Source organism: Shinella sp. R2-11 (assembly GCF_055330205.1).
The window spans coordinates 1-21203 of record NZ_JBVAPC010000018.1 but is presented as its reverse complement, the minus strand read 5'-3'; the positions used below and the strand labels follow the sequence as shown (position 1 = coordinate 21203).

At 59.1% G+C, this 21203-nt stretch carries 19 protein-coding genes and 1 pseudogene; 10 read left to right on the top strand and 10 right to left on the bottom strand.

Annotated features, from left to right (window positions below; all coding sequences use genetic code 11):
- Positions 1-61 precede the first annotated feature (61 nt).
- Entirely contained in the window at positions 62-331 is a 270-nt protein-coding gene (locus tag ACZ1A1_RS24625; protein WP_463622021.1) for a hypothetical protein, read from the top strand.
- Between the two features lie 8 nt (positions 332-339).
- Here ACZ1A1_RS24625 and ACZ1A1_RS24620 read toward each other — a convergent pair whose 3' ends face one another.
- From ACZ1A1_RS24620 to ACZ1A1_RS24605, 4 genes are read right to left on the bottom strand one after another with little or no spacing between them, the layout of a single operon-like run.
- A complete protein-coding gene (locus ACZ1A1_RS24620; protein ID WP_463622020.1) occupies positions 340-1116 on the bottom strand; it encodes a hypothetical protein in 777 nt (258 codons plus the stop codon).
- Complete coding sequence (locus ACZ1A1_RS24615; protein WP_463622019.1) at positions 1113-2267, bottom strand: DEAD/DEAH box helicase; 1155 nt, start codon at positions 2265-2267, stop codon at positions 1113-1115. Before ACZ1A1_RS24615 ends, ACZ1A1_RS24620 begins: the two co-directional genes overlap by 4 nt.
- Before the next feature lie 2 nt (positions 2268-2269).
- Positions 2270-3856: an ATP-binding protein gene (locus ACZ1A1_RS24610; protein ID WP_463622018.1), complete on the bottom strand. Its 1587-nt coding sequence runs from the start codon at positions 3854-3856 to the stop codon at positions 2270-2272.
- A gap of 4 nt (positions 3857-3860) precedes the next feature.
- Positions 3861-4889 carry a DNA-methyltransferase gene (locus tag ACZ1A1_RS24605; protein WP_463622017.1) on the bottom strand — a complete coding sequence of 343 codons (1029 nt, stop codon included), beginning with the start codon at positions 4887-4889 and terminating at the stop codon, positions 3861-3863.
- Between the two features lie 560 nt (positions 4890-5449).
- Between ACZ1A1_RS24605 and ACZ1A1_RS24600 the strand changes: the two are divergent.
- A pseudogene (locus tag ACZ1A1_RS24600) lies at positions 5450-6802 on the top strand (IS3 family transposase).
- 206 nt (positions 6803-7008) lie between these two features.
- Here the strand turns inward: ACZ1A1_RS24600 and ACZ1A1_RS24595 are convergent.
- Positions 7009-8049 (bottom strand): NAD-dependent epimerase/dehydratase family protein, encoded by a 1041-nt coding sequence (locus ACZ1A1_RS24595; protein ID WP_463622016.1) that lies wholly within the window; start codon positions 8047-8049, stop codon positions 7009-7011.
- Positions 8050-8137: 88 nt separating this feature from the next.
- Here ACZ1A1_RS24595 and ACZ1A1_RS24590 point away from each other — a divergent pair, with 88 nt between their 5' ends.
- On the top strand, positions 8138-8800 hold the full coding sequence (locus ACZ1A1_RS24590; protein ID WP_112757708.1) for a TetR/AcrR family transcriptional regulator: 663 nt from the start codon (positions 8138-8140) through the stop codon (positions 8798-8800).
- A 180-nt stretch (positions 8801-8980) separates the two neighbouring features.
- Here the strand turns inward: ACZ1A1_RS24590 and ACZ1A1_RS24585 are convergent, their stop codons facing one another.
- From ACZ1A1_RS24585 to ACZ1A1_RS24570, 4 genes are all read right to left on the bottom strand, one after another.
- A complete protein-coding gene (locus ACZ1A1_RS24585; protein WP_463622015.1) occupies positions 8981-9856 on the bottom strand; it encodes an SDR family NAD(P)-dependent oxidoreductase in 876 nt (291 codons plus the stop codon).
- A gap of 159 nt (positions 9857-10015) precedes the next feature.
- The gene (locus ACZ1A1_RS24580) at positions 10016-10927 is read right to left on the bottom strand and encodes an SDR family oxidoreductase (RefSeq protein WP_463622014.1); all 912 of its coding nucleotides are present in this window, start codon (positions 10925-10927) and stop codon (positions 10016-10018) included.
- An 87-nt stretch (positions 10928-11014) separates the two neighbouring features.
- Positions 11015-11914 carry an SDR family oxidoreductase gene (locus ACZ1A1_RS24575; RefSeq protein WP_463622013.1) on the bottom strand — a complete coding sequence of 300 codons (900 nt, stop codon included), beginning with the start codon at positions 11912-11914 and terminating at the stop codon, positions 11015-11017.
- A gap of 73 nt (positions 11915-11987) precedes the next feature.
- Positions 11988-12725, bottom strand: a complete 738-nt coding sequence (locus ACZ1A1_RS24570; RefSeq protein ID WP_463622012.1) for an SDR family oxidoreductase — start codon at positions 12723-12725, stop codon at positions 11988-11990.
- A gap of 119 nt (positions 12726-12844) precedes the next feature.
- Between ACZ1A1_RS24570 and ACZ1A1_RS24565 the strand changes: the two genes are divergently transcribed.
- The gene (locus ACZ1A1_RS24565) at positions 12845-13747 is read left to right on the top strand and encodes a LysR family transcriptional regulator (protein ID WP_463622011.1); all 903 of its coding nucleotides are present in this window, start codon (positions 12845-12847) and stop codon (positions 13745-13747) included.
- A gap of 82 nt (positions 13748-13829) precedes the next feature.
- On the opposite strand, the gene ACZ1A1_RS24560 is transcribed toward ACZ1A1_RS24565, so the two are convergent.
- Positions 13830-14618, bottom strand: coding sequence for a hypothetical protein (locus ACZ1A1_RS24560; RefSeq protein ID WP_463622010.1), 789 nt, complete (start codon positions 14616-14618; stop codon positions 13830-13832).
- A gap of 150 nt (positions 14619-14768) precedes the next feature.
- On the opposite strand from ACZ1A1_RS24560, the gene ACZ1A1_RS24555 reads away from it, so the two are divergent.
- The 6 genes from ACZ1A1_RS24555 to ACZ1A1_RS24530 form a co-directional block, all read left to right on the top strand.
- Positions 14769-15104: a helix-turn-helix domain-containing protein gene (locus ACZ1A1_RS24555; protein ID WP_463622009.1), complete on the top strand. Its 336-nt coding sequence runs from the start codon at positions 14769-14771 to the stop codon at positions 15102-15104.
- Between the two features lie 219 nt (positions 15105-15323).
- On the top strand, positions 15324-15842 hold the full coding sequence (locus tag ACZ1A1_RS24550) for a hypothetical protein (RefSeq protein ID WP_463622008.1): 519 nt from the start codon (positions 15324-15326) through the stop codon (positions 15840-15842).
- 447 nt (positions 15843-16289) lie between these two features.
- Complete coding sequence (locus tag ACZ1A1_RS24545; RefSeq protein WP_463622007.1) at positions 16290-16475, top strand: helix-turn-helix domain-containing protein; 186 nt, start codon at positions 16290-16292, stop codon at positions 16473-16475.
- Between the two features lie 189 nt (positions 16476-16664).
- Positions 16665-18473 (top strand): tyrosine-type recombinase/integrase, encoded by a 1809-nt coding sequence (locus ACZ1A1_RS24540; protein ID WP_463622006.1) that lies wholly within the window; start codon positions 16665-16667, stop codon positions 18471-18473.
- Complete coding sequence (locus ACZ1A1_RS24535; protein WP_463622005.1) at positions 18470-19564, top strand: tyrosine-type recombinase/integrase; 1095 nt, start codon at positions 18470-18472, stop codon at positions 19562-19564. The genes ACZ1A1_RS24540 and ACZ1A1_RS24535 overlap by 4 nt, the downstream gene beginning before the upstream one ends.
- A 14-nt stretch (positions 19565-19578) precedes the next feature.
- Positions 19579-21203: recombinase family protein (locus ACZ1A1_RS24530; RefSeq protein WP_463622004.1), on the top strand; the 1625-nt coding region annotated here is incomplete at its 3' end.

Below are 21203 nucleotides of genomic sequence, written 5' to 3'. Positions count from 1 at the left end.
TGACAACCGCTGTAATCGAACGGCCCTGAGATGTTTCGTCTGAGTACACACAAGCGCTGGAATGCGCCAACAAGTAACCGAATTCTATAATAAGATGGCTTGTAAAGCGATGACCGCCAAAAACACGACACTCACTCTCGAACATATCGAAGACGCCGAACTGGTCGCATGGATGAGAGAGCAACTGGCACGGATAAAAGGCTTCCTGATCGATCACGAAGCTGATGAAGAAATGATATCAGCTATCGACCAAGCGATTGAGGACAATGAGAATTGGTCTGATCCCGAAAACTACGATTTACTCAATAACACGTCCTCTGGCTCTTGTTAAAATGCGCCTCATGCGCGCATCGAAATTCGGCCGCCATAAGCCCTAATAAGCTGGACATGGCTACCATCGTTCAGGTCAGGTACGCCCGTGTCTTTCGTGATCCATGCGAAAGACCCTTCGCGTCTAAGAAGCCACATCCCGCTGCTGCCCTCACCGTCGCTAATCATGATTTCACCCTCGGGCAACTTTACCGACGAGGGAAAGCGCAATGTCCGATCCACAGCGGAAAAGACACCGTATCCAAGATGTTCCTGTAAAACTTCAAGCTGACCGTCGATTTCAACGGCCTCCACGCCAACTGGTGATCGGTAAACCGTTACCGTAAGCATTTGAACTTCGAGAGAGCCCAAAGCAATTTCCCAATCGCGATTGCGCTTGTTCGCAATCACGGCGACGCTACGTGGAACAGCCTTTAGAAACGTCTGTATCTGCCCCACTGAAAGACCCGTTTCTCTCACTAGAATAGTTTCGCAATCTGGCAGCGGTTCCCCGTAGCGAAAGGCACGCACCTGCGGCAAAACGTGTCCATTAAGCGAATGGGTTATCAGCTCGACTTCAACGATGAACCAATGTGAGTAGTCTTTCGCAATAAGTGCGAGATCGGGCCGCGATACCCGACCATCAAGCCGGAAGCCTCCCCCAAACACAATGCAGTTGTACTGGGGGTAGACGCAGCTCATTGCCTTGGCAACGATGTACTCAAGCTGGGTTTCGCTCGTCGCGTCCGCATCCCAGCGCTGAAACAGATTGTCTGCGGCGCATTCTCCGACAACAAAAGTGCTCATGCGCGGCCCCAGCTAACTTCTGCGATTCCATCCATTTCTTTTTCCTCCTCTCGGAGGCGTTGAATTTCAGGACTTGTGGCGACCAGCGTGTACACGACCGCTTGGTCTTTGCCCGCGACGGGTCGCAATACACGCCCCAGGCGTTGTATCCGCTGGCGTCTGGTTGCGGTACTCGCAGCGATGATCCCTACTTGGGTTTCTGGCACATTGAATCCTTCGTCTAGCGCGCGGCAGGTGACGAGCACGTCAATGATGCCCTGGCGATAGTCTGAAAGCACCATCGCCCGTTCGCGCAGCTTCATACGGGAATGATAGATTCCGGCACGGATGTTCGCTTGGGAGAGCACCTCCATGATGACCTCGCAGGCTTCGATATCCTCATGAAAAATGATGATGCGCTGTCCCTGATGAGACGCGACGATCCGAAGAGCCAGTCGAATTCGATTTAAGCTAAGGTTGAGAATCCGCGCTCGCCGGAGCAGCAATGCAATGGTCTTGTCATCTTCCACACCGCGCATGTGTATGGACCGGCTTATCGCTTTCGTCAGCTTGTCGTATTCTTCCTGACGGTCTTCTTCGAGATCAAAGACTATATTCTTCAACGCGAATGGCACAATCACGCCATCCCGCAAGGCGTCCCGATAGGTATACTGGTAAATGACCGGCCCCAAAGCCGGGATTAGAACCTCATCAAGCCCGTCATCATATTGACGCTCCGGCGTTGCTGACAGCCCGAGAGAAGCGCTTTTCTCTATCTCAAGCGCGCTGCGAAACTTCGTACTGGCAGCCTTATGGCATTCATCGACGATCAGGAAGCTGCGGCGGGCGCGTCCCTCAGCTTGAAGTTTTGCGGCCGTGTTGAGGACGGCGATATTTATCGTGCCCTTCTTTACCTTTCCCGCACCCGTAACGATGTGAATATCGTCGAGCGCCATGCCGAAAAAGGCTGATGCTTCCTCCCACCACTGATCGAGAAGAGCTTGGGTGGGAACCACGACCAACGTGGCGTCTGGTCCAAAGTCCTTAACGCAGGCGAGCGCGAATACGGTCTTTCCGCCGCCGGTCACAACCTCAACTATCCCTTTATGGCCCGCTTCCCGCCACCGCCCCAATGCTTCTTGCTGCCAGTCACGGAGGCTGAATGAAGCCACGGCTATCCCCTTGCGGTCGCCGCTTCTGGCGAGTTTTCCGAAGCAGGCGTGGCAGTCGAGCCGACCGCATTATCCGTCCTGAGAACATTAGCCCGCAGCAAGGTATCCTTCATGCGCCGCACGCTGTCTGGATTCAGCTTCGCCTGCTGGTGAAGAACCTGGTGCTCGGCAATGGCATCATAGATGTACTGGCGAACGCACTCTTGAATCGTGTCGGTGCTTTCCAAGCCAGCATAGTAAGGATGAATGCTATTGATGATGACATGCATGACACCCGGCTGCGCACCGGCTGACAAGGTGACATACGGGTCAAATTCGCTGATTTCGCGCAGCCAAACATCCACCTGCAAACCAGCTGTCACTTGAAATGTTGCAGTTCGGTCGGATTCCTCTAGGTTCTCGACCTGCTTGGTGTTAGTGGCGACGATTGTTTCAAGCGGAGGCAGAATTGACGTGTTAATGGCGTCCCGCAGCTCGCCGCTTTGGAACTCGTTCGCCAGATCAGCGATCAGCTCCCGAACCTTCTCTCGCTTCCATGGCTGCCCCCTTTCGTCGCCGCGACGCTTGCGAGCATATTCGCGGTAGTCTTTGGTCAGCTTTTCAAGGAAGTCCTCGATCAGTTCTTCCTCATCGTCATCCCAAAGGATCGCATCCTTGGTGTGTGACACTTTGAATGCTGCGTCGAGCTCGATCAGACCGACAAGTCGCTGTGCGACAAGGTTGTTCGCGCCTTCGTCGTCAACGCCACCGAATATGTTGCTGGGCTTCCAGGCGTTTGGAAAGCCCTGTATCTGCCGCTCATTTTGAAAAAGGGAAAAGCCGCCGAATTTCCGCCCGCCCGCTCCGTGCTTCAGAACGCCGACGAACCCTTTCACCGTCTTGCCGTTGAATTTCTCTTCGAAGTTGGTCCGCATCGGCTTTCCGGTGGGGTCGGTATCGAAGCTGAACTCATCCGGTGGCCGCACCTCTTCACCACGATACAGGAGCTTCAAGCGCCCTGCCTTCAAGTCATGGCGATAAATTGAACCAAGATACGTCTTGATCGTTTCCTCGGTCCTGTTTTGGATGCGGCGATTCAGATTGGAAATTACAATGCGGGTGTAGTGGTCATCGCGGCTAACGGCGCGGCGAGTCATCCGCACCTTGGTATTCCCGCGCGCAATTTCCTCTACATCAACCTCCGCCGTCCATTCGTCCCCACTGGACCATTCGCAGGTTTCTATCCGCCAGGTGTTCCCAATCCAGCAGGCAGCGGTCTTCATCCCCATGCCGTATTTCGACCGGCCTTTGCTGTCAGGCGTGGGGTGAGCAATTCTCAGGGCATTGAGAAGATCTTGCTCCGACATTCCAATGGAATTGTCCGTGACGGTGATCTGTCGCTTGGTGGCGTCGTAGTCGATTTCTACAATTAGAGGGACACCCTCTTTTGCCAGAACATCGTCTATGGTCGATTGGTAGTTGAGCCGTGATTGCGTGGAATTGTCGATAAATTCCGCGAACGCATACCACATGGTGTATGCCATCCGGCTGTAGTTCTTGATCGCGGCCGGACCAATGGTGAGTTCCGCGAAGTTGTTGATCTGGTCCATAGCGCTACCCCCCTTGTGTTGCGCTTTGCCGGCTCTCTTCAAGGTCTTCTGCAAATCGACCGAAAGAGCCTTTTGCATAAGTATCACTGGCTTCAACGGCTACCCACCGTCTGTCCAACGATTCTGCGGCATATCCGGTCGTATTCGACCCCCCGAAGGGGTCCAGGACAAGGTCGCCTGGACGGGTCAAAAACTCGATAAAAAAGCATGCCAGCCCCATCTGCATGCGCGCCGGATGGGCCTCAAGATCATGCTCCTTGCAATATTGGCGGTATTTTTTATCAGCCGAAGTGCCGGAGAATTTCATGAGTGACTCCGGCAACGTCGCCTCATCTTCGGCCACGCTGATGACGTTAGGTGCGATTGACCCGCCATGATCAGTCAAGAAACCCGATGAAGAGATCACATGGCCTGATGGGCGAACACCGGCATTATAGCGCTGCGAACGAAGCAGCCCCTTCATGTGGTGGCTATAGGGCAGCAGCACATGGCGATTGTCGGCTCTAGGATGTTCCGTTCGCGACATCCACCAAACATGAGTGAAGGAGTCCTTCAACCGCTCCCGCTTCACGTTCACCCATTGCGCGGGGCTGGGGAGCCGGGCCGGGTTATGGCAGATAACATGCTGGCATAGGTGCAGATCGCCTGACCGTTTGAACGCCAAGAGCGCTTCCAGCCCTAGAGTGGACATGACGGGTACACCGGGTTCCCAGGAGTTACCAACCTCGATGACAATTGAACCATCGGGTGCGAGTAGATCGCAAAGGCGTGGCGCAAGCCCCTCCAACCAGCGCAAATAAGTTTCGCCTGTTTCGTTTCCATACCTCTTTTTTCGAACAAGCGGAAACGGCGGCGAGGTAAAAATCAGGTTCACTTTGCCCTTAAGTTCATTTAGCGGCTCGGAATCTAGAGCATCTTCGATGCGAGCTACAAGCATCTGCCCCTTATCGGTGCGATATGCTTCACGAACAACAGCGGACTGGTCGGCAGGCACATCGTTCGACGCACTCATTTCCGTATGAGAATTTGACATGCGTAGAATCAGTGCCCCGCAATTTTACAAAATAAATCCGGCATAAGTTAGCAAAAAAGGCGGAGAATGCCAGACTGAAACCGGCTCCATCCAGCGTTCAATTTGTTAGTTCAAGTGCCAAAATGCTGGGCCGACGCACAGGCGGCATCCAATCGTCAGATGGGTGGACGGCAAAAGCATCACTATAGCCCTGAATATGGAATCGCTATCCCAACTGATGGATGTATCGAGCCTGACATTTTCATCCGCACAGCTTAACGCCGCGGCTACCGCAATCTGATGGCACAGGCGTCCTCAGGCTGCCGTCTTGATTGCGCATCTGGAATGGGCGTGGATCGGGAAAACCGCCAACTCCCATGGCCGCGCCGTTCAAGCCGTAAACAACGTTCGCCCGATCATACTGGATCGTCACCAGCGGTCTGCCATTCTGCGGATGGGGGTGGCACCGAATGATAGCGGCATCAAATCGGAAATGTCCGGCGTCAGCACTAATGGGACCAAAGCTGCTTAACTGAGAACGGAGGATTTCTGGTTCATCGTAGCCTTTCAAAGGAGCGAAGATGAGACAGAAAACCGGGATAGGGAAAGCGCCGGCAGAGCAGGTCATCAAGGAGATCCGCCGCGCGACCCGCAAGCAGTATGGCGCGGAGGAGAAGATCCGCATCGTGCTTGAAGGCCTTCACGGCGAGGAATCGATCGCGGCGCTTTGCCGACGCGAGGGGATCGCCGAGAGCCTGTATTACAACTGGTCGAAGGAATTCCTGGAAGCCGGCAAGAAGCGGCTTGCCGGGGATACGGCGCGCGCCGCCACCAGCGACGAGGTGAAGGTGCTTCGCAAGGAGGCGCGCGATCTCAAGGAGGTCGTCGCCGAGCAGGCGCTGGAACTGCGGATTCTTAAAAAAAGCATGATCGCGGATGGGGGCGACGACGAATGAGATACCCCGCATCCGAGAAGCTGGAGATCATCCGGCTGGTCGAGAACTCGCACCTGTCGGCGCGGCGCACGCTGCAAAAACTCGGCATTCCGCGCTCGACCTTTAATCGCTGGTATGACCGCTTCCTCGCCGCTGGCATCGATGCGCTGGAAGACCACAAACCCCGACCGAGCCGGGTCTGGAACCGCATCTCCGAGGAGAAACGCGATCAGATCATTGAGCTGGCACTCAACGAGCCGGAGTTGTCGCCACGGGAACTGGCGGTCACCTTCACCGACACGAAGGGCTACTTCGTCTCGGAAGCCTCGGTCTATCGCCTGCTCAAGGCTCACGACCTGATCACCAGCCCTTCCTTCATCGTCATCAAGGCCGTCGACGAGTTCCACGACAAGACGACGGCGCCGAACCAGCTCTGGCAGACCGATTTTACCTATCTGAAGGTGATCGGCTGGGGATGGTTCTACCTGTCGACCGTACTCGACGACTTCTCGCGCTATATCATCGCCTGGAAGCTCTGCACCACAATGAAGGTCGGGGACGTCACCGACACGCTGACCATGGCGCTGCGGGCTTCTGGCTGCGATAGCGTCAGGGTAGCGCAGCGGCCGCGGCTGTTGTCCGACAATGGCCCCTCTTACGTCTCGTCCGACCTAGCCGAATGGCTATCCGACAAGGGCATGGATCACACCCGCGGTGCTCCCTGTCATCCCCAGACCCAGGGCAAGATCGAGCGCTGGCACCAGACGTTGAAGAACCGCATCCTGCTCGAAAACTACTTCCTGCCCGGCGATCTCGAGCGGCAGATTGACGGCTTCGTCGATCATTACAACCACCGTCGAGACCACGAGAGCATCGGCAATCTCACTCCCCGCCGACGTCTACTTCGGGCGCGGAGATATCATCACACCGGAAAGGGAAAGGATCAAACGCGAAACCATCACACAACGTCGCTTGCTTCACCGGGAAGCGGCCGCCTAAAATGATAACCCTGATGGACCAGAGCCTCCGTTAGCTCACCACGCCAGTGGTCCCAAAATCCCTGACGACGGACAGGTTCAGCGGACTCGCGCTCATCTGCACCCACCGACGCTTGACTGCCAAAAGATCGACTTGTTCACTGGATTTGAAGTTGGTTTTGGATGAGCACGCCATACCCTAGCGCCGCATTAACAGGGCTTTTCCGGTCAGAGCTTCAATATGATCCATCCATGAGCGACCATGCTTTCGATCGTGTCGCGGATGCTCACGCGCAGATCGGTGTAGCGGTAGGCATAGACGCCAGGCCATTTCGTCTCGTAGACATTGGCATGGCCGAGCTTGCCGTAGATGGCGCCGACATCGGAATTGAACGGCTTCATCAGGAACAGCAGCCAGGTTGGAATGACGAAGGTGCTGGGGTTCAGGCCCCGCGCGCCGTAAAGCTCGCGAATGATGCGCGGTGTCTCCACCATCTTGCCAACCATGCTGAAGCAGAAATGGCGCCGGCCAGCCGTCTCCGGCTTCTCCATCACCGCGACATGCATGGCCGCGCAATCGCGCACATCGACGCTGTGACCCATCATGTCGAGCGAGAACGGCGGCTTGCGCTCGATCATGCCCTTGATCGTCTGCAGGCTGTAGCGCGCCCAGGGTACGAGCGAGGGACCGAGGATGAAGCCGGGGCAGATCGTGGCCAGCGGAACGGCGCGCGGGTTCCGTGCCGGATCGCCCGCCATCTCCCATGCCAGCTTTTCGGCCAGCGTCTTCGATCGGAAATAGTCGAACCGGCCGGCAGCGCCGCTGAGATCGGTCCAGTCGTCCTCCGTGAAATGCTGCCGGCTGCGCGGATAGCCATAGGCGATCGCCGCCTCGGAGCTGGTGACGACGACCTTGCGCACGGTCTCGCTGGCGAAAGCGGCCGACAGGACGAATTCGGTGCCCGATACGGCGCCGCCCGTGCGATCGGTCTCAGAGGGGACGGCCTGCGGGCTGGCGACATGGAAGACCCAGTCGACGCCCTCCATGGCCTCGCGCCAGCCGCGGCTGTCGCGCAGATCGGCCGCGACCAGTTCGACGCCGGGGAGAATGGCGCCGAGCGTCGCGTTCCGGCTCTCATCATCGAGCCTGCGCACAGTTCCCCGGACGCGATATCCCTGTTCGAGCAAGTCCTTGGCGAGCCAGGACGCCAGATAGCCGGAAACGCCGGTGACGAGGCAGAGATCTCCCTTCTTCATTAATGCTGACATTGATTGTTCCTCAGTTTCCTTGGGTAGGCCCGCGACCGGCGGTCTTCTTGAATTCACATATATTGCACTTGATGCAAGATTGCAACTGATGTATAAAAATGGCATGCAGATTCAACGACCCACAGAAGGGCGCAGAGCCCGCAAGCGCGCCGAAACCCGGGCGCGCATCCTGGCTGCGGCGCGGGAGCTGTTCCTGGCGCAGGGGTTCGACGCCACTACCATCGACCAGATCGCCGAGCGCGCCGACATCTCCAAGCGCAGTTTCTTCGACTATTTCCCCGCGAAGGAGGATGTCGTCGCGGCCTGGCAGGACGCCTTCGGCGACTTGCTCGTTGCCAAGGTAGCAGTACGTCCCCAAGGCGAGCCGCTTGCCCGGACGGTCGAGGCGGCGATGTCGGAAGCGATCTCTGAATCGGTCAGTCCGGAAGGGATCGAGATGGACCGGCTCGTGCGCGAGACGCCGTCGCTGCGCGCGCGCATGCATCTCAAATATGCGCGCATGGAAGCGCGCCTTGCCGAGGTGCTGGAGAAACGCGCACCGATGTCTTCCGGCTCGGAAGCTATGCTCTTGAGCGAGCCGGCGTTGCTCGCCATGCTCGCCGTGGGCGTCCTCCGGCTCGGGTCGGAAGCATGGAACGCGACAGCACGGCATTCACGGCCGGATGCCTATGCGCATCAGGTTTTCGATCAAGCCTGGCTTTGCCTGGCGAAGCTGACCCAGGCAGACGAAGACCAGACCACGCCGCAATGATCGAAGAGGCGTCGAAGAACAATGTCTGCCGCCGCGCCACAAGGAGCCGAGCCTGTGAAGAGCGATCACCTCTCCAAGGCGATGATCGCTCTGGAGGGAGCACGAGGCGGCCGGTGCCCTCGATTGGTATGTCGACCACCTTGCGAAGCACAGGATGTGCTTACGCCTTCCACTCCTGCTTCAACTGGCCTCTCCGGCTGTCTCGGCGTCGCTGCCATGGTCGGTCGCCATGCCGACCGCGCGCCAGGCGTCGAGATCGGCCGCGAAGGCTTTGAGCATTTCATCAGTGCGTTTGATGGCGTCCGGGCCGAGCACGAGATGCAAGGGCGGGGTAGCGGAATCGACGGCTTGCAGAATGGCCGTCACACCTTTGACCGGATCGCCCGGCTGACGGCCTGCAAGCTTCGCCAGATAATCGGCAGACGCGCCAGCAGTGGCGGCATAATCGCTATCCATCATCGACGAGGTGCGCAGCGATCGAGCCGTGAGGAAGTCAGTGCGGAATGCACCCGGTTCGACACAGGTGACCTTGATATCGAGCGGCGCAACCTCGCGGGCGAGGCTCTGCGAAAGCCCCTCGAGGGCATATTTCGCGGCGGCGTAGTAGCCCGATCCCGCGCCGGCCGCGATTCCCGCGATTGAGGTGATGTTGACGATATGGCCTCTACGCTGCCTGCGCAGATAGGGCAATGCTGCCTGGATGATGCGTCGGGGACCGTGGAAGTTCACGTCCATGACACGGTCGATCTCGGCGTCGGTTGCGTTTTCGATCGAGCTCATCAGCCCGTAGCCGGCATTGTTGACGATGACATCGATCGGGCCGGAGGCAAAGGCATCGGCGACGACCTTGCGCACCGCCCCGCCGTCGGTGACGTCGAGCGCGAAGACGGTCAGCCTGCCGGCGGACGCGGCCACATCGGACGTTCCATCACGTGTGGTGCCGATGACGATGTCTCCGCGAGCGAGCAACTGGCAAGCGAACTCCTTGCCGAATCCGCGCGAGATGCCAGTGATAAACCAGGTTTTCGAAGTGTGGGTGTCGAGCGTATGGAGCATGACGAGGTCCTCTGTAAGCCAGCATCTCAAAGTGGTGCTGGTTTGGCGTGGGCCGGCAATGCCGGTTCACTTGGTGGTCTTATCCGGGGCGACCACATGTAGTGGCAAGGGCGGACATGAGGCGGCGACGCGGACGTCGGCCCCATAAAACCGCACCGCTCAACGGGCGTTGACCTCACCGGGCACGGTGAGCAGATCCGCAACGGCGAGGCGCTCGAAGAATGTCCTGCGCATCTCGTTGGCCTTGTCGGCAACAATCATGGCCTGGCGCTGCTGCGGATCGACTTCAAAGCGGTAAGGGCGCGTGCCGTGAGGCATGTCGACCACCTCTCGGATGCGTTCGGCCACCTCCTTGGCGTCGGTGCGAGCGCCCGGAACGTTTGTCGAATCGAGCTTGGCGGCCAGTTCCTCGGCAATCCCATCGAGCCTGTCATATTGGGCGGCCACTGTCGGGTCGGCGCCGGAGACGGCGTGCTGGAAGTGGTCGGTGCCTGACGTGTAGGCTCCCGGCATGCAGATCACCGTCTCGATATTGTAGCGGCTGTTCTCCAGACCCATGATCTGAGCCAGCACATCACCCGCCGCCTTGCTGGCGGCATAAGGGCCAGTGAACGGATCGGGAATCTGGGTAATGCCGCTGCCGACATAGAGCAGCAGCCCCTTTTCCTGGCAGCGCATATAGGGCAGGAAGGCCCGGTTCACACGCACCCAGGAGATAGCATTCAGGTCGAATATCTGCGCGAACTGTTCGGGCCGGAAGGATTCGGTGATGCCCGCCATCATCATGGCGGCGTTGTTGATGACAACATCGATCCGGCCGGTAGCGGCATGGACATAGTCGGCCGCTGAGCGGCAGCTCGCCTCCGAGCGAACATCGAGTTCAAGCGGTTCGAGATCGAGATTCTCTCCGGCCGCGATCGAACGGATATCGGCCGCCTTGTCCTTGCTGTGTCCGGCAAGGTCACGCATCGAGGCGTAGACCTTGTGCCCTGCGCGGGCGAGTTCGAGAGCGGCGAGGCGGCCGAAGCCCGATCCCGCGCCGGTGATAACGATAACTTTCTTCTCGCTCATGGCGACCTCCGTGAGTAGTATTCCATTCCCCCGCCGCGCGTGCCGGCGCAGCGGGAACAGGAGCGACCTGACAGTCCTCAATCGGGCTCAGGCGTTGATGCGGGGGGCGAGCAAGTCCTTGAGACCGATGGCCTGGAACATCTCGCGGCGCATACGGTCGCCCACCCGGAAGACTTCCTCGGCGCCGTCCTGCGACGGATCGATGAAGACGCGGTAAGGGCGTTTGCCGAAGGGCGCGTTGACGATATCGGCGATCGCCACTGCGACGGCGCCTGCGTCGGCATCGGCAGGCTCCAATGCGGCGAGGCCCTTGAGCGCCTGGTCGGCGACCCCGGCGTAGGGACCGCTTGCATAGGCATCGGCGAGCGCCTGGTCAGCCGGCTTGCCGGAGTGGGCGAAGTGATTGGTCCCCTTGGTGAAGGCGCCAGGCACCACGATTGAGGTCTCGATACCGAAGCGCGCCACCTCGCTGGCATAGGACACTGCCAGACTATCCATGGCGGCCTTGGCCGCAAAGTAGGGCGCGAGGAACGGCGGCGTGCCGCCGCGTGCCGACGAGGACGAAACCCAGACCAGCAACCCGCGACCTTGCTCGCGCAGTTGTGGCAGCACCGCCCGGTTCACGCGCTGGGTGGACAGGACATTGACGTCGTAGAGCTGGGCGTATTGCTGCGGCGTGAATGCTTCGGCCGGACCGAATACCATGTGGCCGGCATTGTGGACGACGACATCGAGACGGCCGTTGTCGGCGATCACCTTTCCGACGCCCGCTTCGACCGAGGCATCATCGCTGACGTCGAGCTCCACCGTACGAAGATCGGCATTGTGCTCCTTCGCCCAGGCGGCAACGGAGGCGACCTGCGGCGCGTTGCGGCCGGTGGTTTCGCGCATGGAGGCGTAGACTGTGTGGCCCGCTTTAGCGAGAGCCTGGGCCGACAGAAGGCCGAAGCCCGAGGACGCACCCGTGACGAGAATGACTTCCTGCATAATTTTTCTCCTTGATTTGGGGAGGCGTAAGGGAGACGTCCGGCTCGTCCGGTGCTCCCGCCAGCGCGCCTTTTCAGCACATGCCGCCATTGGCCCGGATGGTCTGGCCGTTAACCCAGCCTCCTTCCGGACCGGCGAGGAAGGCGACGACCCGGGCGATATCTTCGGGCTGGCCGAGCCGTTCGAGCGGGTTCATCTTGGCCATGTGATCGATCAGCTCCGGACTCTTGCCTTCAAGGAACAGCTCGGTGGCGACCGGGCCGGGCGCCACGGCGTTCACACTGATCCCGCGGCCACGCATCTCCTGCGCCAGTACCTGGGTCAGTCCCTCGACCGCCGCCTTGGTAGCGATGTAGACGCCATAGGTCGGCAGGCGCACGCCGATCACGCTTGACGAGAAATTGATGATCCGGCCTCCGTCGCGCAGACGTCTGGCCGCCTCGCGGCAGACGTTGAATGTGCCCTTCAGGTTGATTGCGATCGTCTGGTCGAAGGTCTTGTCATCGACCTCGGCAACCTTGCCGAGCTTCAATACGCCTGCGCAGTTGACGACGACGTCGATACCACCGAACGCCTTGTCCACCGCATCAAACATGGCGATGACCGCTTCCGGGTCGGCGACATCCGCCTGCGCTACGATCGCTTCGCCGCCGGCCAGTCGAATCTTGTCGGCCACCTGCTGCGCCGGGCCGGCGCTGCCGGCATAGTTCACCACCACTTTGAAGCCATCCGCAGCGAGGCGGAGGGCAAGTTCCGCACCGATCCCGCGCGATGAACCGGTGATCAGCGCAACCTTGTCCTTGTTGCTCATGTCTTGCTCCTGTCTCTGATCTCACCGGACGATCCCGGCGACAGGAGCAATCTATGACTTCTCTCGGGCTAAAAATAATGCATAGATGTCAGTGTCAGAATGATTGAAAGTATGTCTCGATGCGCTTTGACAGCAGGCTGCTCAACGGAATTGGTGTCTTGTCGGCAGTTGTGGAGGCCGGGAGCTTCGCTCGCGCCGGCGAGGCTGTCGGATTGACCCAGCCGGCCGTCAGTCGGGCGGTCGCCCGGCTGGAGGAACGGGTCGGCATACGTATCTTCAACCGCACGGCACGTGCGATCTCGCTGACTGACGAAGGGCGGGAGTTCTACGAGGCGGTGACGCCGCTCCTGGCCGGGATCGAGGAGGCGGCGGTGACCGCCAGCGGATCGAAGGCCGTCGTGCGTGGCCGACTTCGCGTCAATGTCGACGGCACGTTTGGCCACCATATCCTTGCGCCCCGGATAGGCGAATTTTTGGACGACCATCCCGAACTCACGGTCGAGATCGGTGTGCGTGACCGCATGGGTGATCTGGTCGCCGACGGTTTCGATGTAGCGGTGCGGTTCGGAGAGCCGGAGCCCTCTTCGCTGAAGGCACGGCTGTTGCTGGAGACCCGTGTCCTGACCTGCGCCTCGGCCGCCTATCTGGCGCGTCACGGCATGCCCGAGCATCCGCGCGATCTGTCCGAGGGGCATCAATGTCTGCTGATCCGCGACCCTTCGAACGGTCGTCCGTTCGAATGGGAATTCCAGAACGGCAGGGAGACGATCCCGTTTGCGGCGGTCGGCAGGCTAATGGTCAATGATACCGGCTCATTGCTTGGCGCCTGTCTCGGCGGAGCCGGGATCGCGCAATTGTTGGAGCTCTACGCAAAAGATCTCGTCGCCGAAGGAAAAGTGGTTCTTCTCTTGCCGGACTGGGCGGAGGAGACCTTTCCCCTCTACGCCTACCATCACGCTTCCCACATCGTGCCGGCAAAGGTTCGTGCCTTTCTCCACTTCGTTCGCTCGCTGGCGGCATGAACACTATTTCGATTTTCGATGTTGTCGCCGGCAAACCCGAAGCGGTTTAAACTGATCGGTGGTGTTCGACATAATTCTACCCTTACAGATCGCCAGACTGATCAGGTACACGCGGTATTGCTTCCTCTTCACCAGACGAGAACATGATATAACTGTCGGTCACTTTGTTCGCATACTTAATCATGGCGACGGTGTTGGGACTTTCTCCCCACAAAAGCTCGCGCTGAATGAACTTTACTCCGTAGCCGTTCTGGACTTCGGAGTTCAAGTTGACGTCCGGCTTTCCAAACTTTTTGAACATGGCGTCTTCCACCTGCTCGTAAAACTTTGAGCTGAACGACAGGCCGATCCGCTGCACCTTACCGGTCTTGCTGATCACGAGGTTCATGTCGGCAATCACGCCGGCGATTGTAACGGTGCCGTTGCAGACTTGCATGCCCGCATAGCCCGCGCCGCAGTCAACACCCAGCTTCTGCTTGATCGTCCGAGGGGTAGCCGGCGCGCCAACCACGATCCCCTTGAAATCGAACCTCTGGCTGGTCGAGGCGGTCGGCACAGGCTGGGCATCTTCGCCACCAGTCTCCCGCAAATTGGCATTGGCGAACTGCGTCTCCATATACCGCCACATGTCGTTCACGGCATCCTTGCCGTTCGTCCCCGCGGCTTCGCGGGCGAGCTTGTTGCATGTCGTATTGGCAACATCCATCGCCTCCGGAATGGAAAGCTCAAGTGCGACATCGACGTTTGCGTTCAGCTCTGACGTCGCCGTAGTTGTCCAGCAATTCGTATAGGCATCCATCCGATCATCTGATCGCGCCGCACTGATCATGGCGGTTGTCGCAAGCAGACTGGCTGCAATCAACTTCAACATCTTCGCGTTCTGCCTCGAATTGCAAGTTTCCTTATGAAAGTAAGCTAATTCCCATTTCCTGCAAATAGATTACGGATTTTGGTAAATATCTGAATTTATATCACTCACGCTACGCCAATTGCCTCTCTACACAGGTTCGTGGAGAGCAGTATGGATGATCTACGGAAGAGATTTGGGCGGCTGGTCGCCGTTCATCGACGCAAAGCGGGACTGACGCAAGATCAGCTTGCGGCTGCGGCTTCCGTCAGCGTCGATATGATTTCCAAGATCGAGACCGGAGCGACAGGAGCAAGATTCCCGCTCATTGAGAGACTGGCGGAAGCACTTCGGATCGATCCCGCCGAACTATTCACGACGGAATTGCCTCCAACAAACAGGCGGAACCCAATTTTTACGGCGCTCAGCATTCGGTTGGCCGGACTGAATGACGATGATCTGATCTGGATCAATGGGGTTATTGAAGCCGCGCTAAAGCAAAAGCGATAACCTTGCAACGAGGCGAACCAGCCTCATCAGCTGATCATCAACCACGATGGATATTCGCAAGCGCACTGGCTGAAACTTGAGGCGGCGGAATCTGGAACGCGGTACAAGGCAGGTAGAGTTCGCAGCCGACCCAATTTTCTTGGGAAGATAATAACAATTTGATTTAACAAGATAAAAATCCAGAATTGGTTATGCAAACAACATTCAGGAGTTATGCGTATGACCAACAAGGACCCTTATCTCAACGAAAAGATTGCCACGATTGCCGACTTTGTCGGCAGGGATTTCATGCGGCTGGCACGGGAACTTCTACAGCTTCAGGAACAGCGATCCGATATGTTCGTTGAGGTGGCGGAGCAAGTCGGGATCGGGCGGCGCAAATCGTTTGCGCTGGCTCGCATCGCCCGCATCTTCAATGATCTCAACATTCCCGACGAACGGCTGAACCGCATCGGTTGGGCCAAGTTGAACCGCCTCAGCGGCCATCTCGACGAAGACAACGCACTCCATCTTCTGACCCTCGCTGAGGATTACACGTTCTATGAGCTGGATGCGATCCTGAAGGGCAAGCAGCCGGTCGACGGGGCAAAGGTTCTCCTGCTTCACCTGCCGGAAGACGTCCATTCTCGATTTCGGGAGATACTGCTCAAGCATGGTGCCAAGCCCACGACCAGCGGAGGGCTCTCCGGCAAGGAGCGTGCCTTGGCGAACCTTCTGGCAGAGCTGACTGATCCCTAAGATTTTGTCCGCATTGAAGGACGATTGTGCGATCCAACGTCTCGCCATGCCCGAAGCTGATCGCAGTTTCGGGCATTTGCTGGTGGCACCCGAACCGTCTTTTCGGTGAGATTACGGGTATTTCGAACGGTTGACCGAGTTATCCAAGAAAGCTCCTGGCACACCAGTTGTACCACCTTGTAAATAAACACTTTTCCTACTTTCTGCTCTCCTTATCCTGATGGCCAGACCTGCCCGCATGGTGCCGGCAGGGGAACCGAGAGGCCGGAGCGATGTCGTCCGTGACGCGGCATGGCAGGAAGGGAAGGGAGACGAAGGCTCAGCCTTCGCCTGACGCGTTTGTGCAATTAATTGCATTGACGCGTATCCTAGCCCGCCAGGCTGCCCGCGAAGCCATCACCGCAAGGAACGCCTCTCCACGCAACACAGAACAGGAGAGTGATGCCGATGACCCCGCTTGATCTCAACCGCATGCTGACCCTGGAGGAAGCCGCCAACTTCGTGGCGCTGAGCACCCGCACCTTGCGCCGCAAGATCAAGGCCGGCGACCTTGTCGCGCACCGATTCGGCCGCATCTGGCGTATCGCCGAGAAGGACCTTCTGGACTTCATCGGGCAGCACAGGAAGGGCTGAACATGACGGTCCTGCAAAGTCCTGACCTGGCAGCGTAATTCCACTTGTCGGGATATTGCGAGAGCCAACTTCGGCCTCAAATTCGCATCGATATTTTCCCGAATTTCCGCTTCTGACCACTTCTGTCCTGTCAGGGCCTCTCCCCTCACCTTCCGTCCATTTCCGACAACACCGAAAGGAGCATCGTTCATGGCAATCCGTATCATCAAACGTAATCGTAACCTCCCTCCGCCAGACGCGCTAGCCGCTGACGCCACCGAGCCCGACACGCCGGAACCGGACAAGGCCGCTACCTGTGAGACGATACGGGTGGACCCGGCCCCCACTGAGACGGCCGCGCCGCAAACGCTGTCCGAGGTCATCAAACGTCTCACGCAGAACAGCGTCCTTCCCGCCAAGCGCAAACGCGACCTGATCTCGGCTTGTAACAGCATCGCCCGCCTGGTAGGTCGCTCGCCCCACGACCTCCCCGCCGATGTTCCTGCTCTGCGCGATCTGATCTCCACCCTGCATCATGTTCAAGCTGGGACCAGCAGGAAGCGCCTCGCCAACATCCGTGCCGATCTTGCTGCCGCCCTTGAGACGGCTGGCGCCATCGCGCCGTCCGTTCCGGCCTGCAAACCTGGTAAGGCCTGGGTCGACTTTATGAGCCGCGCCGCCAAACAGCATCACTCCTGGGTTCTGTCGCGCTTCGCCCGCTATTGCACCTATCGCCAGGTCGAGCCGGTTGCCGTGACAGACGCCGTCATGCGGGAATTTCTTGCATGGCTCGACACGCGTGTCCTGACCAATGACCCGAAGAAGATCATCAGGGATACGGCGATCTCATTCAATGCCGTCGTCAAGCGCGCCGACCTCGATATGCCCCTGCTGACCACCGCGCTGTCGCCGCGTTACGTTGCCCGCCGTCTCGACATCTATCCGCAATCACTCGTCAACGACATCGAACGCTATCTGAAGCGCCTGCGGGAACCGGACCTATTTTCCGGCGACGGGCCGCGCCGGCCGTTGCGCCCGACGTCCCTGCGCAACATCGAAGCGAACATCCGCCAGACCCTTGATGCCGCCGTCTCCGCCGGCTACTCGCCCGAGCATTTCAAGGGGCTGGCCGATCTTATCCAGATCGACGTTATCAGCGCAGCGGTCAGCTATATGATCGCTCGGCGCGGCGGGGAGTTCCCCTCCGGCCTCAACAACATCCTCGCGACCGTCATGGCCATTGCACGCCACTATCTGAAGCTCGACAAAACCATCATCGACAAGATTGCCGCTGCCCAGAACAAGGTTGGCGACCAGTTGGGAATGAACCGCCCTTCCATGTCGGAGAAGAGCCAGCGCCGCATGGACCAGTTCGAAGCACGCGAAAACATCGTCCGCCTCGCCAATCTTCCCATGTTACTGCTCCAGCGTGCGGAGAAAGCCGCGGGCAACAAGTCCGGAACCATCGACGCCATGATCGCCGCCGCCATCGCGATCCTGCTCTGTTGCCCGATGCGCATCAAGAACCTCGCCAGCCTGCACATGAAGGACGACATGACCCTTGTGAAGGAGGGCAGGAACAGGGTCATCCTCGTTCATGTTTCGCCCGACAAGACCAAGGGGCGGCAAGCCATCGACGCCGTGATCGAACCGCCCTATTCAACGGTGATTGCGCACTACATCAGTCATCACCGTAAGCATGCCGCCGACAAGCCCTCCGACTGGCTGTTTCCCGCTATCTCCGGTGGACCCCGTACCCCTGATCATTTCGGGGGGCTGCTCAAGGAGCGCATTTTCCGGGAGACCGGATTGACCGTTAACGCCCACCTGTTTCGTCATTTCAGTGCCTATGTCTTTCTGGAAGCACACCCCGGCTCCTATGAGGATGTCCGCCGCGTCGTCGGCCATGCCAAGATGGATACCACGACATCGTTTTACGCCCCGGCATCCACCAAGGCGACCTTCAAGCGCTATGGCGATGTTCTGCGGTCCTATGCGTCAGAAAGGCCGCGCAAATGACCGGCCCCACCATTCCCCTGATCATCAAGTTCGAGGACTGGCCGGAGATCGACCGCAAGCTGTGGGAGCGGGCCTTCGTTTCCGGGGGCCTGTTCGACACGAGCGGTATGTTCGTCGGCTGGTCCGAAGGAACCCGCCGCCTGCACGCCCAGAACTACGGAAGCTGGTTGTCATTTCTCTTGCGCAGCCGGCCGGAGCGGCTCGTCTTCACCCCGACCGAACGCATCACCAAGGAAACCGTGACCGCTTATGTCGATGAGAGCAGGCAGCATCTCAAGCTGCGCTCGATCTCCAATCAGCTTATGAGCATTGCCGTTGTCGCCCGAGGCTTCGCCCCGGACGATGAATGGGGATGGCTCTTCCACGCAGCGCGATCCCTTTACGAACAATCCAACCCGCACCAACTGAAGCCGCCCATTCCGATCACCGCCGCCGATCTCTTCGAATGGAGTCTCGCCCTTCTCAATCGTCTGGAAGACAATCTCATGCCCGATCCGGTGACCCGGGCCATGCGGTTTCGCCAGGCGCTAATGGTCGGCCTGCTGATCGCAAGGCCCATCAGGGTTCGCGCCCTCATGGCCATGACCGTCAGCAGGCACATCGATGTTTCCGACCACGGCATGACGCTGTCCTTCACCGCAGCAGACATGAAGGACCGGAAAGCACGGCGATTTCCCATGCCCGAACAGCTCATCTCCTTCATGCTGCACTATCTCGACCACCACCGCCCAACTCTCCTGCGTGGCAGGCAATCCGACGCGCTGTGGATCAGCCAGCGCGGAAACCCGATGTCCATCGACAGCTTCACCAGCGGACTGGCTCAGTTGACAAACCGCGTCTTCGGACTCACGTTGAGGCCACACGCCTTCCGCCATATCGCAGCGACCTCGATTGCCACCTATGATCCCGAGCATGTCGGCATCATTCGGGACATTCTCGGGCACGCAACGCTGCGAACGGCGGAACAGCATTACAATCGCGCTACCGCCGTCGAGGCCAGCCGTAAATTGCAGGATGTGCTCCGGGGACTTAGGAGCAGGAAGAGCCGCCGGAATGAACACCGTCGTCGATGGACCGACAACCGGGAATGAGGAAGAACCAGATCATGCGCGCCGCCATCTATGCCCGCTATTCTTCGGAATTGCAGCGCGAGGCTTCCATCGAGGACCAGCATCGCATCTGCCGCCGCCTCATCGATGAACGCGGCTGGAGCGAGGCAAAACTCTATACAGACCAAGGCCTCAGCGGCAGCTCGCACCTGCGCCCCGCCTATCAGGCGATGATGATGGATGCCCGCGCCGGGAAGTTCGATGTCCTCGTCGCCGAAGGCCTCGACCGCCTCTCCCGCGACCAGGAACACATCGCCGCCCTGCACAAGCAGTTGCGTTATCTCGGCATTCCCATCGTCACCGTGGCCGAGGGCGAGATCTCCGAGCTGCACATCGGCCTGAAGGGCACCATGTCCGCCCTCTTCCTCAAGGACCTGGCACAGAAGACGCATCGCGGCCTCGAAGGTCGCATTCGTGATGGCAAGGCCGCCGGCGGCATCTCCTATGGATACAAGGTCGTCCGCCAGCCTCTGCCGGATGGCACCTTCACCACAGGCGAACGCGCTATCGACGAGCAGGAGGCCGATGTCGTCCGTCGCATTTTCCGGGACTACGCAAGCGGCATCAGCCCGCGCGCCATCGCCGCCCGGCTGAATGCAGAGCGCGTTCCCGGCCCTGCCCGCGCATCCTGGGGTGCATCCACCATCTACGGCAACTGGCGGCGCGGGACCGGCATCCTCAACAACGAGCTCTACATCGGCCGGATGATCTGGAACCGGCAGCATTTCGTGAAGGACCCGGAGACCGGCAAGCGTCAGGCCCGCCCCAATCCAGAGACGGAATGGGTAATCCAGGAGGTGCCGGAACTTCGTATCCTCGAACAGGCGCTCTGGGATGCCGTCAAGGAACGCCAGGGCGTCACGCGCCGCGTCATGGAAACGCAGGATCGCGCGCTGCGCCCCGAGCGCGCACGCCGCACCCGCTATCTTCTCTCCGGCCTTCTCACCTGCGGCTGCTGTGGCGGAGCCTATACGCTGGTCGGCGGTCAGCATTACGGCTGCGCCAGTGCCCGCAACAAGGGTACCTGCGACAACCGCCGCATGATCCATCGCGACCGTCTGGAAGATCGGGTTCTCGGCGGCCTGCGCGACAAGCTCCTCCACCCGGACCTCATCGCCGCTTTCGTCGAGGAGTTTCAGCGGGAGTACAACAAGGCCATGCAGGCCGATCTCGCCACACGCCGGATACGGGAAGCCGAACTGACCAAGGTCGAGCAATCCATTGCGCAGATTGTCGACGCGATCGCCGACGGCATGTATCATCCATCCATGAAGGAGAAGATGGCGGCGCTGGAGGCGCGCAAGACAGCGATCCGCGACGAACTGAGCGAGCTTGGAGAAGAAGAACCGCTCCGGCTTCATCCAAGCCTGAGCAGCATCTATCGCCGCAAGGTCGCGGCCTTGACGGAAGCGCTGAACAAGGACGAGATTGCCCGCAACGAGGCCGTCGATGTTCTTCGTGGCCTGATCAGCACGATCCGGTTGACGCCTGACGGTGAAGGCGAGCTTCAGGTCGAGCTTGTCGGGGAGCTTGGGGCGATCATGCTGCTTGGAGAGGCAGACGACAAAAAGCCCCGTGGCTGGGCCAACGGGGCTTATTCGATAACACTGGTTGCGGGGGC

Bases quoted from the DNA above. Each gene is read 5' to 3' on its own strand.
- ACZ1A1_RS24625 (WP_463622021.1), top strand. From the start codon at position 62: ATGCGCCAACAAGTAACCGAATTCTATAATAAGATGGCTTGTAAAGCG.
- ACZ1A1_RS24620 (WP_463622020.1), bottom strand. From the start codon at position 1,116: ATGAGCACTTTTGTTGTCGGAGAATGCGCCGCAGACAATCTGTTTCAG.
- ACZ1A1_RS24610 (WP_463622018.1), bottom strand. From the start codon at position 3,856: ATGGACCAGATCAACAACTTCGCGGAACTCACCATTGGTCCGGCCGCG.
- ACZ1A1_RS24605 (WP_463622017.1), bottom strand. From the start codon at position 4,889: ATGTCAAATTCTCATACGGAAATGAGTGCGTCGAACGATGTGCCTGCC.
- ACZ1A1_RS24595 (WP_463622016.1), bottom strand. From the start codon at position 8,049: ATGTCAGCATTAATGAAGAAGGGAGATCTCTGCCTCGTCACCGGCGTT.
- ACZ1A1_RS24590 (WP_112757708.1), top strand. From the start codon at position 8,138: ATGTATAAAAATGGCATGCAGATTCAACGACCCACAGAAGGGCGCAGA.
- ACZ1A1_RS24585 (WP_463622015.1), bottom strand. From the start codon at position 9,856: ATGCTCCATACGCTCGACACCCACACTTCGAAAACCTGGTTTATCACT.
- ACZ1A1_RS24580 (WP_463622014.1), bottom strand. From the start codon at position 10,927: ATGAGCGAGAAGAAAGTTATCGTTATCACCGGCGCGGGATCGGGCTTC.
- ACZ1A1_RS24575 (WP_463622013.1), bottom strand. From the start codon at position 11,914: ATGCAGGAAGTCATTCTCGTCACGGGTGCGTCCTCGGGCTTCGGCCTT.
- ACZ1A1_RS24570 (WP_463622012.1), bottom strand. From the start codon at position 12,725: ATGAGCAACAAGGACAAGGTTGCGCTGATCACCGGTTCATCGCGCGGG.
- ACZ1A1_RS24565 (WP_463622011.1), top strand. From the start codon at position 12,845: ATGCGCTTTGACAGCAGGCTGCTCAACGGAATTGGTGTCTTGTCGGCA.
- ACZ1A1_RS24560 (WP_463622010.1), bottom strand. From the start codon at position 14,618: ATGTTGAAGTTGATTGCAGCCAGTCTGCTTGCGACAACCGCCATGATC.
- ACZ1A1_RS24555 (WP_463622009.1), top strand. From the start codon at position 14,769: ATGGATGATCTACGGAAGAGATTTGGGCGGCTGGTCGCCGTTCATCGA.
- ACZ1A1_RS24550 (WP_463622008.1), top strand. From the start codon at position 15,324: ATGACCAACAAGGACCCTTATCTCAACGAAAAGATTGCCACGATTGCC.
- ACZ1A1_RS24545 (WP_463622007.1), top strand. From the start codon at position 16,290: ATGACCCCGCTTGATCTCAACCGCATGCTGACCCTGGAGGAAGCCGCC.
- ACZ1A1_RS24540 (WP_463622006.1), top strand. From the start codon at position 16,665: ATGGCAATCCGTATCATCAAACGTAATCGTAACCTCCCTCCGCCAGAC.
- ACZ1A1_RS24535 (WP_463622005.1), top strand. From the start codon at position 18,470: ATGACCGGCCCCACCATTCCCCTGATCATCAAGTTCGAGGACTGGCCG.